The sequence below is a fragment of the Actinokineospora enzanensis DSM 44649 genome, from assembly GCF_000374445.1.
Lineage (GTDB): Bacteria > Actinomycetota > Actinomycetes > Mycobacteriales > Pseudonocardiaceae > Actinokineospora > Actinokineospora enzanensis.
Map to the genome: position 1 here is coordinate 17,419 of NZ_KB894441.1, position 15,023 is coordinate 32,441.

Annotated in this window: 12 protein-coding genes and 1 pseudogene; 6 read left to right on the forward strand and 7 right to left on the reverse strand. The window is 74.2% G+C overall.

Features of this window, described 5'->3' with window-relative positions:
• Positions 1-91: 91 nt before the first annotated feature.
• The gene (locus tag C503_RS0131880; RefSeq protein ID WP_018686293.1) at positions 92-766 is read left to right on the forward strand and encodes a FadR/GntR family transcriptional regulator; all 675 of its coding nucleotides are present in this window, start codon (positions 92-94) and stop codon (positions 764-766) included.
• Here C503_RS0131880 and C503_RS47030 read toward each other — a convergent pair whose 3' ends face one another.
• From C503_RS47030 to C503_RS0131900, 4 genes are read right to left on the reverse strand one after another with little or no spacing between them, the layout of a single operon-like run.
• Positions 767-1,885 carry a DUF2399 domain-containing protein gene (locus tag C503_RS47030; RefSeq protein ID WP_018686294.1) on the reverse strand — a complete coding sequence of 373 codons (1,119 nt, stop codon included), beginning with the start codon at positions 1,883-1,885 and terminating at the stop codon, positions 767-769.
• Positions 1,882-6,135: a TIGR02680 family protein gene (locus C503_RS0131890; protein ID WP_018686295.1), complete on the reverse strand. Its 4,254-nt coding sequence runs from the start codon at positions 6,133-6,135 to the stop codon at positions 1,882-1,884. Before C503_RS0131890 ends, C503_RS47030 begins: the two co-directional genes overlap by 4 nt.
• Positions 6,132-7,412, reverse strand: coding sequence for a TIGR02678 family protein (locus C503_RS0131895; RefSeq protein ID WP_018686296.1), 1,281 nt, complete (start codon positions 7,410-7,412; stop codon positions 6,132-6,134). The genes C503_RS0131890 and C503_RS0131895 overlap by 4 nt, the downstream gene beginning before the upstream one ends.
• Positions 7,402-8,961, reverse strand: coding sequence for a DUF2397 domain-containing protein (locus tag C503_RS0131900; RefSeq protein ID WP_018686297.1), 1,560 nt, complete (start codon positions 8,959-8,961; stop codon positions 7,402-7,404). Before C503_RS0131900 ends, C503_RS0131895 begins: the two co-directional genes overlap by 11 nt.
• A 112-nt stretch (positions 8,962-9,073) precedes the next feature.
• Here C503_RS0131900 and C503_RS45150 point away from each other — a divergent pair.
• Positions 9,074-9,934 (forward strand): annotated as a pseudogene (locus C503_RS45150) (cobalamin biosynthesis protein); the annotation flags it as partial.
• 17 nt (positions 9,935-9,951) lie between these two features.
• Here the strand turns inward: C503_RS45150 and C503_RS48240 are convergent.
• The 3 genes from C503_RS48240 to C503_RS0131920 are packed head-to-tail and all read right to left on the reverse strand — an operon-like array spanning position 9,952 to position 12,087.
• Complete coding sequence (locus C503_RS48240; RefSeq protein WP_018686299.1) at positions 9,952-10,761, reverse strand: SURF1 family cytochrome oxidase biogenesis protein; 810 nt, start codon at positions 10,759-10,761, stop codon at positions 9,952-9,954.
• Positions 10,762-10,789: 28 nt separating this feature from the next.
• Entirely contained in the window at positions 10,790-11,629 is an 840-nt protein-coding gene (locus C503_RS0131915) for a fructosamine kinase family protein (protein WP_018686300.1), read from the reverse strand.
• Positions 11,626-12,087: a low molecular weight protein-tyrosine-phosphatase gene (locus C503_RS0131920; protein WP_018686301.1), complete on the reverse strand. Its 462-nt coding sequence runs from the start codon at positions 12,085-12,087 to the stop codon at positions 11,626-11,628. Before C503_RS0131920 ends, C503_RS0131915 begins: the two co-directional genes overlap by 4 nt.
• Before the next feature lie 33 nt (positions 12,088-12,120).
• On the opposite strand from C503_RS0131920, the gene C503_RS0131925 reads away from it, so the two are divergent.
• The 4 genes from C503_RS0131925 to C503_RS0131940 all read left to right on the forward strand — a co-directional run bounded on the left by C503_RS0131925 (position 12,121) and on the right by C503_RS0131940 (position 15,018).
• Entirely contained in the window at positions 12,121-12,333 is a 213-nt protein-coding gene (locus C503_RS0131925) for a hypothetical protein (RefSeq protein ID WP_156893656.1), read from the forward strand.
• A gap of 77 nt (positions 12,334-12,410) precedes the next feature.
• Positions 12,411-13,448, forward strand: coding sequence for an Rv2231c family histidinol phosphate aminotransferase CobC (gene cobC, locus C503_RS0131930; protein WP_018686303.1), 1,038 nt, complete (start codon positions 12,411-12,413; stop codon positions 13,446-13,448).
• Complete coding sequence (locus C503_RS0131935) at positions 13,445-14,284, forward strand: Nif3-like dinuclear metal center hexameric protein (RefSeq protein ID WP_018686304.1); 840 nt, start codon at positions 13,445-13,447, stop codon at positions 14,282-14,284. The genes cobC and C503_RS0131935 overlap by 4 nt, the downstream gene beginning before the upstream one ends.
• Positions 14,281-15,018, forward strand: coding sequence for a zinc ribbon domain-containing protein (locus C503_RS0131940; RefSeq protein WP_018686305.1), 738 nt, complete (start codon positions 14,281-14,283; stop codon positions 15,016-15,018). Before C503_RS0131935 ends, C503_RS0131940 begins: the two co-directional genes overlap by 4 nt.
• Positions 15,019-15,023 lie beyond the last annotated feature (5 nt).

The window sequence follows — 15,023 nt, forward strand, 5'->3', positions numbered from 1 at the left end:
CGACACTGTGCACCGACCCAGTGTGCGCTCAAAAGTACTACTTATTCAAGAGGGTGATACGCATTGGTCATACGAGTGGGACACTGGCGCGGTGATCTCAGGACTCCCGGGCCGCCTGCTCGACGACCTCGGACCGGCCATCGTGGGGGGTAAGTACCCCGCTGGCACGGTCCTACGCACCGAGGAACTGGAACGCGCCCACCGCGTCTCCCGCACGGTGGTCCGCGAGGCCCTGCGCGTACTGGAGGCCATGCGGCTGATCAGCAGCCGCCGCCGCGTCGGCATCACCGTCCTGCCCCGCGCCGACTGGAATCTCTACGACCCGCTGGTCATCCGCTGGCGCCTGGCCGGTTCCGACCGCGTCGACCAGCTCCGCTCGCTCACCGAGCTCCGCGCCGCCGCCGAGCCGACCGCCGCCGCCCTCGCCGCCACCCGAGTCACCCCCGACCAGGTGGGCACTCTGACCGCACTGGCCGTCGAACTGCGCTCCAGCACCCACGACCTGGATGCCTTCCTCACCCACGACATCGCCTTCCACCGGCTGATCCTGACCGCCTCCGGAAACGAGATGTTCGCCCAGCTCGGCGACGTCGTCGCGGCCGTGCTCACCGGCCGCACCCACCACCACCTGATGCCCGCCACCCCGGCCCCCTGGGCCGTGCGCCTGCACGTGGAGGTCGCCGAGGCCATCACGGCAGGCGACCCGGTACGTGCCGAATCCGTCATGCGCGCCATCGTCAGCGTGGTACTGGCCGAACTCCCCTGATCAGCCGAGGTCGGTGAGCAGTTCGGCGATCACCACGTCCTCCGGGACCGCCCAGCCCGCGCGCATCGCCTCGGTCAGGTCCGGGTCCCAGGGGGTGGCCGGGGGTGCCGCGTCCAGGGCGGGGAGGTCGATCTCCTCCTGGCGCGCGCGGCTCAGTGCGGCGCGGTAATCGTCGGCGGTCATGCGCCATGGGGTGCCGTTGGTCAGTGACAGTGCCTGCTGGGCGATGAGCAGGCCGTGGGCGTCGAAGTCGCTGTGCACGCGGGCGCCCGACAGGGTCGACAGCACCTGGCGGGTCACCGGGTTCACGTGGCCGGACAGGCAGAGCAGCGGCGTGCGGATCCCGGCGGCGATGGCGGCGTCGATCGTGCGTGGGCTCGTACAGACAGCGGCTACCAGGCCGGAGGGCACGCGGTCGCGGATCGTCAGGTGGGTGGGCAGGCCCTGTGCGTTGCGGTCGTCGAAGCCGGGGAAAGCCCAGGTCAGTATGGTAGTGGACACGCCGTCGAGCAGGACGCCGCAGCGTTCCCATAGGCGCTTCTCCTCGCCGCGCTGGCGGGGAAGCGGGACGCCGTGGGCGAGGGCGGCGGCGCGTAAGACGAGGCCGGTCAGGCGGTGGCCCTGGGCGAGATCGGACCGCACCTCCCAGGACGGGGGCGGGACCGACGAGTCCAGGTGCAATGAAGCGACGATCGCGGCGGCCTGTCGGGCGGCCGTGGCCAGCCGGTCCGGGGCGATCTTGGCGTAGCGGCGGGCCTGGTCGACCCAGCGCGGCACCCAGTCGCCGGACACGCCCGCGTCGGTCATGGCCTGGAACAGGATGCGGTCGGCCTCGTCCGGTGCGGCGGCGGGAACGGCCGCCGCCTGCTCGCCGAACACCGCGCCGAGCACATCGGATAGTCCACAGTGGAATCGCGAGCGCACGGCGTCGTCCAGGTCGGCGACCGGGATGGTCGTGCCCACGCCCGCCGTCAGTTCCCGGCCCAGCAAGCCGGACACCGCAGACGCGGCCGCCGGGTCCGGAGCCTTGTAGCCCAGCTTCACCTGGCCACGGGCCACCGCCGTGCGCGCCTGGCGCCACAGGACCGCGTACTCCGGCCGGTCGAACTCCTCGGTCACGGGTCGTCCCGTTCCAGGTCGGCGCCGTCCCACGTGGTGTGCGTGCAGGCGACGCCGTGGCCGGACTTGGGGCGCAGGACGTCGTAGATGTGCATGCGCGGGATGCGGTCGGACACGCCCCAGCCGCTGGGCCAGGTGATGATCCAGTCCATGTCCAGGTCGACCAGCAGCTCCAGCATACGGGCGATGGTCGGGTCGTCCAGCCGCTCGAACGCCTCGTCCAGCAGCACCAGCCGTAGCGGGGACATGGTCGCGGCCAGGCCTGCGGAGATGGCGCCGTAGAACGCGGCCGCCGCAGCGAACAGCGTCACGTACGAGATCAGCCGGGTCTCGCCGGAGGACAGCTGACGCAGCCGTCGCGAGCGGGGCTTGCCGTCCGGGCCGGTGTCGCGGACGCGCACGGTGAACGCGAACCAGGACCGGTAGTCCAAGGCCCTGGCCAGGATCTCGGTGTAACCGCCGGTGGTGCTGTCGCGTTCGGACTCGATGCGCTCGGTGAACACCTGCTGCAACCGGGTGTCCTGCTCCTCGGTGCGCTGCGCGAACGGCACCCGGAGCAATCGGAGCGCCTCCAGCGTGGCCTCGTCCAGCCAGGCGGCGGGTTGCCACTCCAGCCGCACGTGCACGCCCTGGCTGGACCGCGCGGTGTCCAGCACGTCGTTCATCCGCCGGGTCAGGTCCTCGGCGACGGCGATCTGCGCGGACAGCCGCTCGGCCAGCTCGCGCACCAGGTGCAGGGCGAAGATCCCCTGGTACTGCTCGGTCAGGAAGCCGCGCCGCTCGGCCAGCCGGTCGGCCACCCGCCGGGCGGCGACCGCCACCGGGGCCGGGCCCTCCTCCGCCGACACCACCACGGTCAGGATGCCCGCGTGCCGCTCGGGCAGCACGTTGTGCGTGCCCGCCAGCGAGGACTGGAGGTTCTGCAGCTTGGTGAGGACGTTCTCCTCGCTGGGCAGCCGCTTCGCCTCGGCGACCGCCGCCTCCAGCAGCGCCCACGCGGCCGCGTCGTCGTCCGGTCGGTCCTCGGTGATCGCGGCGGGCCACACGCCGGGCGCGGCCAATGCCTCCGCAAACGCTTGCGCCGCGCTGTCCGCCGCCGCCCGCTTGCCGTCGATCTCCGCGCCCCGGGTGTCCAGCAGGGTCTGCGTCTTCACCACCTGGTTGGACAGCTCGACCGACGTCCGCCGCGCCTCCGGCAGCTCTTGTCGGGCCGCGCGCCGCTGCCGCTCCAGCTCACCGAGCTGCCGCGACACCTCCTCGGCCGCGCCGCCGACCGCCGCCGTCAGCTCGGCCAGGGCGGCCGCCTCGCGGTGGAACGCCACGCACTTCTCGTCCGCCACCCGCTCGGCGGTGGTCCGGTCGTCGACCGATGCGTTGTGGTCGTGCAGCGCCTCCACCAGGTCGCGCACCGTGCCGACGCACCGCTTCGCCAGCGCGTCGCGCAGGCTCTCCGCCGACCCGCGCGCCTGGCTCGCCGCCCGCTGCGCCGCGCGCAACGCCTCGGTGTCCGCGGACAGCCCGGCCGCGCCCGCGTCCTGGGACAGCTCGGTCTCCATCGCCCGCACCCGGCCCTCGGCGGCCACGTGCTCCGACCGCCGCCGCTCGGCCTTGGTCGCGGTCTCCTCGGCCTGCCGGGTCGCCTGCTCGGCGGTGACCCGGGCGCCGATCAGCTCCCGGTCGTCCGGGAACGCGTCCAGGTGCCGGTCCCACACCTCGACCGTGGCCGACCGGGCGCGCAGCTCCGCCTCGGCCGCGGCCAGCTCGGTGTGCAGCACCTCCAGCGCCGCGGCCAGCTCGGTGATCGCCCGCTGCCGAGCCGCCGCCCGCGCGCCCGCGCCGACGAACTCGGCGTCCGGTTTGGACAGTGCGCCGCGCAGCACGCCCGCGCGCCACCGCCCGGACGGCCAGACCGCCAGGCCGGGGTACTCCGCGTCGTAGGACACCGACGCCAACAGCGCGGCCACGACCTCGGCGGACACCGGCGCGTCCGGCTCCACGGCCGGAACCAGGGCCGCGCTCAACGGTTCCGGCGCCGAACCGTCCACACTGGCCAATACGCCCGCGAGGCCCGTGTCGCCGATCCCGCCATCGGGACGGACCCACGCGGTGAGCAACCCACTGCCCTGCAACGCCGCCTCGATGCCCGCGCGCGCCGCCGGGTCGAGACCGGGCGCGAAGTCCACGAGCCGGTAGAACGCGGCGCCCGCGCCCTGGTCGACCAGTCCGGCCGGGGCCGCGTCCACGCCCTTGCGCAGCTCGATCAGCCGGGCCTCGGCGTCCTTGGTGCGCTTGATCAGATCGTCCACGGTCTGCCGGGCGGCCACCACGCGCTGGCGCAACCCGGTCAGGTGCGGGGCCGCCCACTGCCGCGCGCCTTCCGCCGCCGCGCGGGTCGCGTCCGGCGCGGCCAGCACGGCATCCACGAGGGGAGGCTGGGGCGGTCGGGGGGCGTGCGGGTCACCGGCGAACGGACCGGCCGACGTCCACGCCACCGCCCGCTCGCACCACACCTCCGCCGCCACGCCGAACCGCTGCCGCGCCTCGTACCGGCGGCCCGCCGACTCGGTCGCCTCGATCTGCGTGTCGCGGGCCTTGGCGTGCAGCTTGTCCAGCTCCTGCCGGTCGGCGTCCAACGACATCGCCCGGTCGTGCAGGGACATCGCCAGCGCCGCGCGCCGGGCCGCCTCGCCTGCCAGCTCACCCGCGCGCCCGGCGGCGACGGTCAGGCTCGCGGACAGCTCGTCCGGGGCCACCGCGGGCGGGGTGCGGCGCTGGATGGTCAGCGGCTCGGCCTCCGGGTCCGGCTTGGCGCGTACCCGGTCGGTCGCCGTGCCCGGCACGGGCTTCGGGGCGGCGGGCACGTTCGGCCGCATCGACGCGTCCAGCCCGGCGGCGGCCACGGCGTCCGAAGTGGACTGTGCGAGCTCGGCCGCGTCCTCGATGTCCCCGCCCAGGCGGCGCAACACGGTCAGCACGGTCTCCACCGCGCGATCGGCGTGATTGCGCTGCATACCAGCGTTGTCCAGTGCCGCGCTCGCTGCTTCACGCGTGCGCTCGACAAGCTTCTCCCGGTCCTGCAAGTCGCGAAGGCCTTGATAGGCGGGGAGGGACTTGAGCGAGTCGATGCTGTTCTCCAGCTCGGCGTCGCGCTCCTCCAAGGCCCGCACGCGTTCCTCGGCCTCGGTGTGCTTGGTCGCGTCGGCCCCGAGTCTCGTCTCCAGCTTGGCGATCTCCGCGCGCGCGTTGTCCAACGCGCGACCCGCGGACTGCGCGCGGCCGCCCGCGCCGTGCAGGGCACCCAGGGCGTAACCGGAGTAGCCGGACAGGAACGCGCTCATCGCCGTGTCGGCCGAGCTGAGCCTGCCGATGTTCTCCCGGATGGACTCCAGGTCCTCGAACGACGTGGCCAGCTGCTCGACCACGCCAGCGTCCAACGGCGGCAGCGCGTCGGTGAGGATCTGCTCCAGCTGCCCGTCCTGCACCTTCAGCCCGATGTCCGGGTTGCGCAGGGTCCGTTGCAGGTGCAGCAGATCGCCGTACCGGCCGCCGGGAACGCCGTAGACGGTCTCGGCCACCTTGGCGCGGAACGCGGCCTCGTCGTAGACCCGGTCGGCGCCGAGCACCTCGCGCAGCGCGGCCGGGCCGAGCGGGACGCGGTCGGCGGAGGCCAGCTGGAAGTGCGTGCCGACCCTGGCCGGGGTGACGAACCGCCAGGAGTCGCTGATCTGCTGCGAGGTGGCCGACGCCTTCACGCCGATGCCGCAGGTGAGGTACTCGTCGGCACCGGTCGGGGTGGTTCGGTGCAGCTCGATCCAGGCGTAGCCGATGCGGTTGGGGCCGCCGTCGTAGTCGTCCAGCATGAGCCGCCGGATCGACACCGTGCCCGCGCCCTTGGAGCCCAGGTAGCGCAGGTCGCCGTCCAGGCACAGCGGCAGCAGCAGCTCCAGCGTGCGGGACTTGCCGGAACCGTTGGTGCCCTGGAAGATCGCGCGGCCGCCGGAGAAGTCGAACGTCTGCTCGCGGTACTGCCAGATGTTGACGATGCCGCCCCGGTGCAGCCGCCACCGGCCGAACGCGGGCGTGTCCTCGGGCTCGCCGACCGCCGCGCGATCGCCCACGGCGTGGTCGTCTACACCGGGAGAGTCGTCGGGGGAGTCCAGGAGGCCGTTCGGCTCGCTCACGCTGCTCGCTTCTGTCGGGTGCTCGGTTTCGGTGCGCGTGTTCGCACTGTGGCCGACGGGCTCCGTCACGGCGTCCCCTCCTCGTCGAACAGCGACCAGCCCGGCTCCGGCGGGATCTCCGGCTGCGCGGTCGGTCGGCCGGGGGAGTCGTCCGGCTGCGGCAGCCAGCGGTGCGCGGCGGGGCTGATCAGCCAGCCGCCGTCCGCATCCGGCACGGCCAGGGACAGCCGGGTCATCAGGTCGACCACGTTGTCCACCAGCGTGTCGAGATCGTCGGTGGCCTGCCGCGACCACGCCGCCGGGTAGTCCTCGACCAGGATCCGGCACACCTCGCTCATCCGCTCCCGGCTGACCGGCACCCGGCCGTCCGGCCGCCGGGCAGGCTTCTCGCCGTCGTTCTCGCTGTCGATCCCGCTGTTGATCCCGCTGTTGACGGTGTCGGACTGGTCGAGCAGCTCCGGTAGCGCCAACAGGGTGATCCGGGCGACCGTGCCGGTGGACGGGAACACGACATCGGTCAGGTACTCCTCCGGGTCGGTCACCGCCACGCCCTCCGCGCGGATCTCGGTGACCAGGCCGAAACAGCGCTCCAACACCACGGACTCGCGGCGCTGGTTGCGCAGCAGCCACTCCGCCTCGGCGGCGGGCAGGTCGGCGTGCAGCGTGACCGGGTTCTCCACCAGCCTGCGCCGCACCGCGTGCTCCACGCCCAGCTGACCGGGCGCGGCGGCCAGCGACACCAGCTCGTCGGCTGAGTCGGCCTCGGCCAGCGGCCCGGCGAGCAGCTGGCCGAGCAGGTCGGTGTGAATGGTGATCAAGGCCTCGGCGGGCGCCTCAGCGACCAGCCCGGCCACCGTGCCGTCCGTCTCGGTGATCACGCCAAGGCCGATCAGGTGCCGCAGCGCGGCGGTCAGCGCGCGCCGGTCGCCCACGCCGTCGGCCGCTTTGATCCCGGCCTCGGCCGTCGCCCCGCGCACGTCGGCGACCAGCCGGGACAGCAGCACCTGCCGCCCGACACCGGTCAACGCGGCCATCGTCAGGCACACGTACGCGTAGGCGCGCGGGGACAGGCCCGGCTCGCCGCGCGTGGTGTCCTCGCCCGGACCGCTCTTGTACAGGCGCGCGAACCGGCGCTCCACGACCAGCCGGTAGCCCAGCAGGGTCGCGAACATCTCCTGCAACGAGACCCGGTAGCGATAGATCAACGGCAGCAGGTCGGCGTCCGGGCCGCCGGGGCGCAGCAGCGGGTGCCGTAGCAGGACCTTCGCGCAGCGGGCGACGTTCGCGGCGTCGATATCGGACAGGTCGCCGAGCACGTCGGCGCGGAAGGCGGCCTTAGCGGGCATCGCGCACCTTCTTGCCGGTGGCCACCCGGCTGATGCCCAGCACGGTGTCGCGCAGCGTCAACGTGCCCGACTTGCTGCGGATCCTGGTCGTGGTGCCCGCCGCCGGGGTGAGCGTCAACGCCAGCCCGCGCACCTGGTCGGTGGCCGAACCCGGGTCGCTCGCGCCCTCGCGCTGCGCCATGGCCAGCGTCAACAGCTCGCACAACGCGCCAAGGGCGGCGCCGGACAGCGTCGTCCCGTCGAGGTCCGCGGCCGCGGCGGCCAGCTCGGCGGCGGCCGCCTCGCGCAGCTCGTCGGCCTCGCGGGCCTGGGCCAGCAGGCCCTGCTCGGTGATCGGGTCGTCCATGATCCGGGAGGTGCGGCCGCGCGCGCCCCGGTCGCCCCGGCCGCGCACGCTCACCGTCACGTCCAGCGCCGGGCCGTCCGCCCACGGGGTGTGCTCGTCGTCGCCGTCGTGCTCCGGGGCGGGCAGCAGGTTCCGCGCCGAGTGCAGGCCGAACGCGGCCGCGTAGACGGCGTGCGCGCGGTCCGGGGTCGACGCGTCCAGCCAGCCCGCCAACCGCACCAGCTCGGCGCGCCTGCTCGGCAGCAGCCCGCCGCCGGTTGTCGCGCGGCGGACCGTGGCCAGCAGCGCGCCGATCGCGCGGGTGGTCGCCTCGCGCAGCGCGGTCACCTGGCTCGGGTTGCCGGGGCGGTCGACGAACCAGTCGGTGAACTCCTGCCAATCGGCCTCGCCGCGCCCGCGCGTGCGCTCCACGGCCAAGCCAAGCTGTTCGGCCGGGCGCAGCAGCCGCAGCAGCTCACTGCGCCCGGAGGCCAGCGCGGTCAGCGCGCCTGCGATCGCGGGGGTGTACCGCAGCACATCCTCCACCACGACCTGGATGTACTCGACCAGCAGGTTGCGGAACCCGGCGATCTCCTCCGGCGCCAAGTGGTGCCGGGTCAGGATCTGGCCCAGGTAGGCGTAGAAGTCGCGGACCGTGGCGGCCAGCTCGGCGTGCTGCAGGAACAGCGTGGTCACCCGCTCGGCCAGCTGTTCGCGGGCCCGCCGCGCGGGCAGCGAACCGGGGTCACGCTGGCCGCGCGCGACCGCCACCGCCAGCGCCTCGCCCAGCTCGCCAAGACCGCGCTCGATCGCGGGCAGCAGCTCCCGGGACACCTCGCGCGCGCCCTCCGGCACCCGCAGCAGCTCGTCAACGTCCCGCTGCACCCGCACGGCCAGCTTGCTGACCTGGTAGCGCATCGAGCCCTGCTGGAACTCCGCGATGCTCGCCGCGATGGTCTCCCGGCGCCCGTGCACCAGGTTCCCCCACTCGACCAGCTGCCGCAGCCGGGGGATCACCACATCGATGTGCGACTCGCCGATATCGATCAGCCCGTCGCGCTCGGCCGCCGCCAGCGCGCTGGACACCTCGCCCGCGGACAGGTCGGCCAGCAGCGTCGAGGTGAACAACCGCATGATCGCCAGATAGGTGTGGTGGTGCTCACGGGGCTGCAGATAGGCGTAGAGCTGGAGCCTGCTCGCGTCCCGCCCCTGCTCGTCCTCCACGGCGGGCCACGATAGCCCGAGCGGCCGACAGCCGCGCACCCCGGCCGCCCGCCCACGCTACGGTTCCCTCGCCAGGGGGAATGTGCGCACAGGTTCGGCCAGAGGAGGATCCGTGTCCGGCGCCCGTGCCGTCGGCCTGCTGCTCGGCGCAGCCGCCGACGCCGCGTTCGGCGACCCGCGCCGGTGGCATCCGGTCGCCGGGTTCGGCCGCGTGGCCGCGCTGGTCGAGAAGACCGTGTACCGGGACGAGCGGTGGGCCGGTGTCGGGTACACCGGACTGCTCGCCGGGGGAGCGGTCGCGCTGGGCGTGGCCGTCGAGCGGGCGCGGAACCCGGTGGTGCGGACGCTGGGAACGGCGGTGGCCACCTGGGTCGTGCTGGGCGGCCGGTCGTTGGCCCGGGAAGGCGCGTTGATCGGCGGACACCTGGCAGGCGACGACCTGGCGGCGGCACGCGAACGGCTGCCGCACCTGGTCGGGCGCGATCCGGCGTCGCTGGACGGGCCGGGCATCGCACGCGCGACCGTCGAATCGGTGGCCGAGAACACATCCGACGCGGTGGTGGCGCCGCTGCTGTGGGGAGCGGTCGCGGGCGTGCCGGGCCTGCTGGGCTACCGGGCGATCAACACCATGGACGCGATGGTGGGCCACAAGTCGGCCCGCTACCTGCGGTTCGGCTGGGCGTCGGCACGGCTGGACGACGCGGTGAACTGGCTACCGGCCCGGGTGGCGGCGGCGCTGACCGTGCTCGCGGCGCCCGCCGTCGACGGCGACCGGCCGGGCGCGTGGGTGGCGTGGCAGCGCGACGCGGCGGCGCACCCGAGCCCGAACGCGGGCCGGGTCGAGGCGGCGTTCGCGGGCGCGCTGGAGATCAGCCTCGGCGGCCGCACGGTCTACCCCTACGGCGTGGAGATCCGCCCGGTCCTTGGCGACGGCGACGATCCCAGCCCGGTGGACGTCCGCCGGGCCGTGCGGCTGTCCCGGCTGGTGGCTCACTTGACGACGGGCGTCGCCGTGCTGGTCGCGGCGGCCCGGTCCCGGGCCTCGTCCTCGGCCAGGATCTCGGCGACCGAGCGGCGCCGTGGGCGCTCCCCGGCCAGCGCGCCACCCGGCTTGACCTCGCGTGCCGTGAAGTAGAACAGGCCGAACAGGGCCATGCTGCCGAACGCGATCCATTGCAGCGCGTACGAGAAGTACGGTCCCGCGTCCAGCTGCGGCAGCGGCAACGGCTCCAGCACGCCCGGTGAGCCTGCCTCCAACTGCACGTAACCGGGCCGGATGGTGATGTCCGCGGCCCTGCCCACCACCGCCGGGTCGACCGCGTAGACCTGCCGGTGCCCGTCCTCCTGGAACGCGTCCCGCGGCGTCGACTCGGCCACCCGGACCCGGGCCAGCAGCGTGACCTGACCGCCGGGCGCGGGGGCGATGTCCGGGACGCGGACGCCCTCCTTGGGCCGCACGTAGCCCCGGTCGACGAGCACCACCGAGCCGTCGGTCAGCCGCACCGGCGTGAGCACCTCGAACGCCGCGTTGCCCAGCACCGTCCGCAGCCGGGCGACCGCCTCGGCCGCCGGGAGGTAGGTGCCGGTCAGTGTCACCTTCCGCCACTCCTCGTGTGGGTCGGTGCCCAGCGGCACCGGCGGCGCGTCGTAGGAGGACTGGATGGCGGAGTTCGTGGCCGAGTTCTCCGCGTCCCGGCGGAACTGCCACGGCGCGAGCAGCGTGAAGCACGCCACGGCGAACGACACCGTGACGAAGGCCAGCAGCAGCCAGCCCGGACGCAGGAGGAACCTCAGCCGCACCCCACCACGGTAGGCGAGTCCGCCCGGCTCAGATACGCAGGGCCGCCTCCGCCGCCAGCCGCGACTCGCGCGCGTAGCCCGCGCCGAACAGCACGGTGTGGACCAGCAACGGGAACAGTTGGTGCAGCGGGATCCGCGCCCGCCAGCCGTCCGCCAACGGGCGGTGCTCGTCGTAGGCGGCCAGGATCCGGTCCAGGTGCGGACAGCCGAACAGGGCCAGCATCGCCAGGTCGGTCTCGCGGCGCCCGCCGTGCGCGGCCGGGTCGATCAGCCACACGCGGTCCCGCGTCCACAGCACGTTGCCCGACCACAGGTCACCGTGCAGCCGCGCGGGCGGCTCGGCCGGACCGGACAACTCGGTGATCCGCGCACAGACCCGCTCGATGGCGTGCACACCCTCGGCCTCCAACAACCCCCGGTTCGCCGCGCTACGCAGATGCGGCTCCACACGATCCGCCGCGTACCACTCCGGCCACGCGGGAGCGGGCACGCAGCGCATCGGGGCCAGGCCGATCCAGGCGTCCACCGGACCGGGCGCGGCGCCGAAGGCCGACGCGCCCGCCGCGTGCAGGTCCGCCAGGCCCCGGCCGAAGTCCTCGGCCACCGCCGGGGAAGGGCCGGTCTGCTCGACCTGCTCCATCACCAGCCAGCGGTCGTCGTGCGCGCGCACGTGCGGCACCGCCACCGCGCCCGGCTCGGTCAGCCACGCCAGCCCGGCCGCCTCGGCGGCCACCGCGTTCGGGCGCGGGTCGTGCTTGGCCACCAGCAGGTCGCCGTCCGCGGTGTCGACCTCGAAGACGTGGTCGGCCAGCGCGTGCGTGCCGACGACCACGAGCCCGGTGAGCGCGGTCACCTCGTCGAGGTTCAACCCCTGTTCTCCCGCACCCAGTCGAGCAGACCCGGGCAGGCGGCCTCGACCAGCGCCAACACCGCCTCGAACCCCTTCGGCGGGCCGTAGTAGGGGTCCGGAATGTCAAGATTCGTCGAAGTCGCCGGGTCGAAAACGCGGCACAATGTCACCCGTTCGGGGTCGGACACCCGGGCCCGCAGTGCCTTCGCGTGCCCGGAGTCCATCGCGACCAGCAGATCGGCGCCCAGATGGTCGGCGTCGACCTGGGTGGCGACATGGGCGGTGGGATAGCCGTGCCGGGCCAGCACCCGTGCGGTCCGCGGGTCCGCGGGCTCACCCACATGCCAGTCGTCGAGCCCCGCGCTGGTCACCCGCACCCGCTCGGCCAGGCCCGCGCGGCGCAGGTGCTCGCCGAACACCAGCGCGGCCATGGGCGACCGGCAGATGTTGCCGGTGCAGACGAAGCAGATGTGCACGCAGGCCAGCCTAGGGAAGACCAGGGAGCGTCGATGTCGTCGGGGAGACACGTGGTGACGGAGATGTGGTGGACGCCGGACGCGCTCCGGCAGCTGTCCGCGGAGCAACGCGCGGAGGCGGTCGACCGGCTCGCGGAGGCGGTGGAGGCACACATCGTCTCCCGCACCTCACCGGACGAACTGGCCCGCCGCCGCGCCACCCGCTGGCTGCGCGCCAACGGCCTGGCCGCCGTCGTGCAGCGCTGAGCTGGGCGCGGGGCGCCGACTGACCGGGCAAACAGTGCCGACGACCGCTCGGACTGACTCATCTAGACTCCGGGGCGATGACCAGCGGCGATATCGATCCCTTGCTCAGCCACCACGGCGACCGCGATACCGCGCCCGGCCTGCTCGACTTCGCGGTCAACGTGCGCGGCGGTACCCCGCCCCGCTGGTTGCGCGAGCGGCTGGCCGCCGCCATCGACCGGCTGGGGACCTACCCGTCCCCGGCGGACGACCTGCGCGCCCGCGCCGCCGTCGCCGCCCGGCACGACCGCGACCCGGACGAGGTGGTGATCCTCAACGGGTCCGCCGAGGGGTTCGCGTTGCTGCCCAACCTGGCGCCCGCGTTGGCCGCCGTCGTGCACCCGCAGTTCACCGAGCCCGAGGTGGCGCTGCGCACCGGCGGCATCGATGTCCGACGGGTCCTGCTTTCCGCGGCCGACGACTTCGCGCTGCATCCCGAGGACGTGCCCGCTGCCGCCGATCTCGTGGTGATCGGAAACCCCACCAACCCGACCTCGACGCTGCACCCCGCCGACCGGATCCGCGAACTCGCCGACGGGCGCGTGGTCCTGGTCGACGAGGCGTTCATGGACGCCATCCCCGGCGAACCCGAAACCCTGGCGGGTGATCCGGGCGTGCTGGTCTTCCGCAGCCTCACCAAGACCTGGGCGCTCCCCGGCCTGCGCGCCGGATACGCGCTCGGCCACCCGGACCTGCTCGCCCGGCTGACCCGCGGCCGTCCACAGTGGCCGGTCGGGACGCTGGTGCTTGAGGCGGTCGTCGCGTGCTGCGAGGCGCCCGCGCTCGCGGAGGCCGAACTGGCCGCGGTGGACGCTCGTGACCACCGCGAGGCGTTGCGCGCGGAACTGGGCGATCTGGTGCTCGGCGACCCGAAGGCGCCGTTCCTGCTCCTCGAAGTCCCGGACGGCGAACGGCTGCGGATGGCCTTACGCGACCGGGGAATCGCCGTGCGCAGGGGCGACACCTTCCCCGGTCTGGGGCCGAACCACCTGCGCGTCGCCGTCCGCTCGCCCGAGGAATGCGCGCCGCTGCTGGCCGCGCTTCGCGCCGAACCCGTCCTGGAGGTCCGCCCGTGACGACCGTCGCCGACGCGGTCGCCGCCCTGGAGGCCGCCTACCCGCCCGCGCTCGCCGAGAGCTGGGACGCGGTCGGCCTGGTCTGCGGGGACCCGGCCGAGCCTGCCGACCGGATCCTGGTCTGCGTCGACCCCGTCGAGTCCACTGTGGACGAGGCGGTCGATGTCGGTGCCCTGCTGATCGTGGCCCACCACCCACTGCTGCTCAAGGGCGTGCACGGGGTACCCGCCGACACCGCCAAGGGCGCGCTGGTGCACCGCATGATCCGCAACGGCATCGCGCTGTTCTGCGCGCACACCAACGCCGACGCCGCCGACCCCGGCGTCTCCGACGCGCTCGCCGCCGCCCTCGGCCTCACCGTCACCGGCCCGCTCGACGCCAACCCGGACGGCCGCACCGGCATCGGCCGGATCGGCGAGCTGCCCGAGCCAGAGCCGTTCGCCCGGTTCGTCGACCGCGTCGCCGCCGCGCTGCCCGGCACCGAGGGCGGGGTCCGCGCCGCGGGCGACCCGGACCGGCCGATCCGCCGGGTCGCCGTCTCCGGCGGCGCGGGCGACTCCTACCTGGCCACCGCCACCGCCGCGGGCGTGGACGCCTTCGTCACCGCCGACCTGCGCCACCACCCGGCCGCCGAGCACCTTGCCCGGCCCGGCGCGCCCGCGCTGGTCGACGTCGCCCACTGGGCCAGCGAGTGGCCGTGGTGCGCCCAGGCGGCGGAGATCCTGCGCGCCGCCCTCGGCGGTACGGTCATCGTTGACGTTTCCCACCGCCGCACCGATCCCTGGACCACCCAGGCAGCGGGCGCGCCGAGCCGAACCGGGAGGTTCACCGGGTGAAAGCCGATCCCGCCGCCCAGCGCAGACTGCTCGACCTGGCCGAGGTCGACATCGAGCTCACCCGGGTGCGACACCGCCGCACCACCATGCCGGAGCTGGCCGAGATCGACGCGGCCGAGCGGACCGCGCGGGCCAGGCGCGACGCCGTGGTGGCCGCGCGCACCCAGCTGGACGACCTCGACCGCGAGGCCGCCCGGCAGGAGAAGGAGATCGACGCGGTGCGCGCCCGCGAGGACCGCGACCGCAAGCTCCAGGTCGGCGGCACCCTCAACGCCAAGCAGCTCACCGACCTGGAGCACGAGCTGGGCACCCTGGAGCGCAGGCAGGCGGTGCTGGAGGACGACCTGCTTGAGCTGATGGAGCGGCGCGAGGCGGTCGAGCTGGACACCAAGCACGCCGACCTGGAGCTGGCCAAGGCCGAGGAGGCGCTGGCCGACGCCACGCACCGGCGCGACGAGAACCTGGCCGACCTGGACACCACCGAGGCGCGGCGCACCGCCGAGCGCGCCAGGGTGCTCCCGGACCTGCCCGCCGACCTGCTCGCGGTCTACACGCGTCGGCACGAGCTGCGCGGCACCGGCGCGGCCCTGCTGCGCGCCCGCCGCTGCGGCGCCTGCCGGATCGAGCTGGACAGCCGCGAGCTGTCCCGCATCCGGGAGGCCGCCGCCGACGAGGTGCTGGAGTGCCCGGAGTGCGGCACGATCATGGTCCGCACCGCCGAGTCGGGAGTGTGACGGCG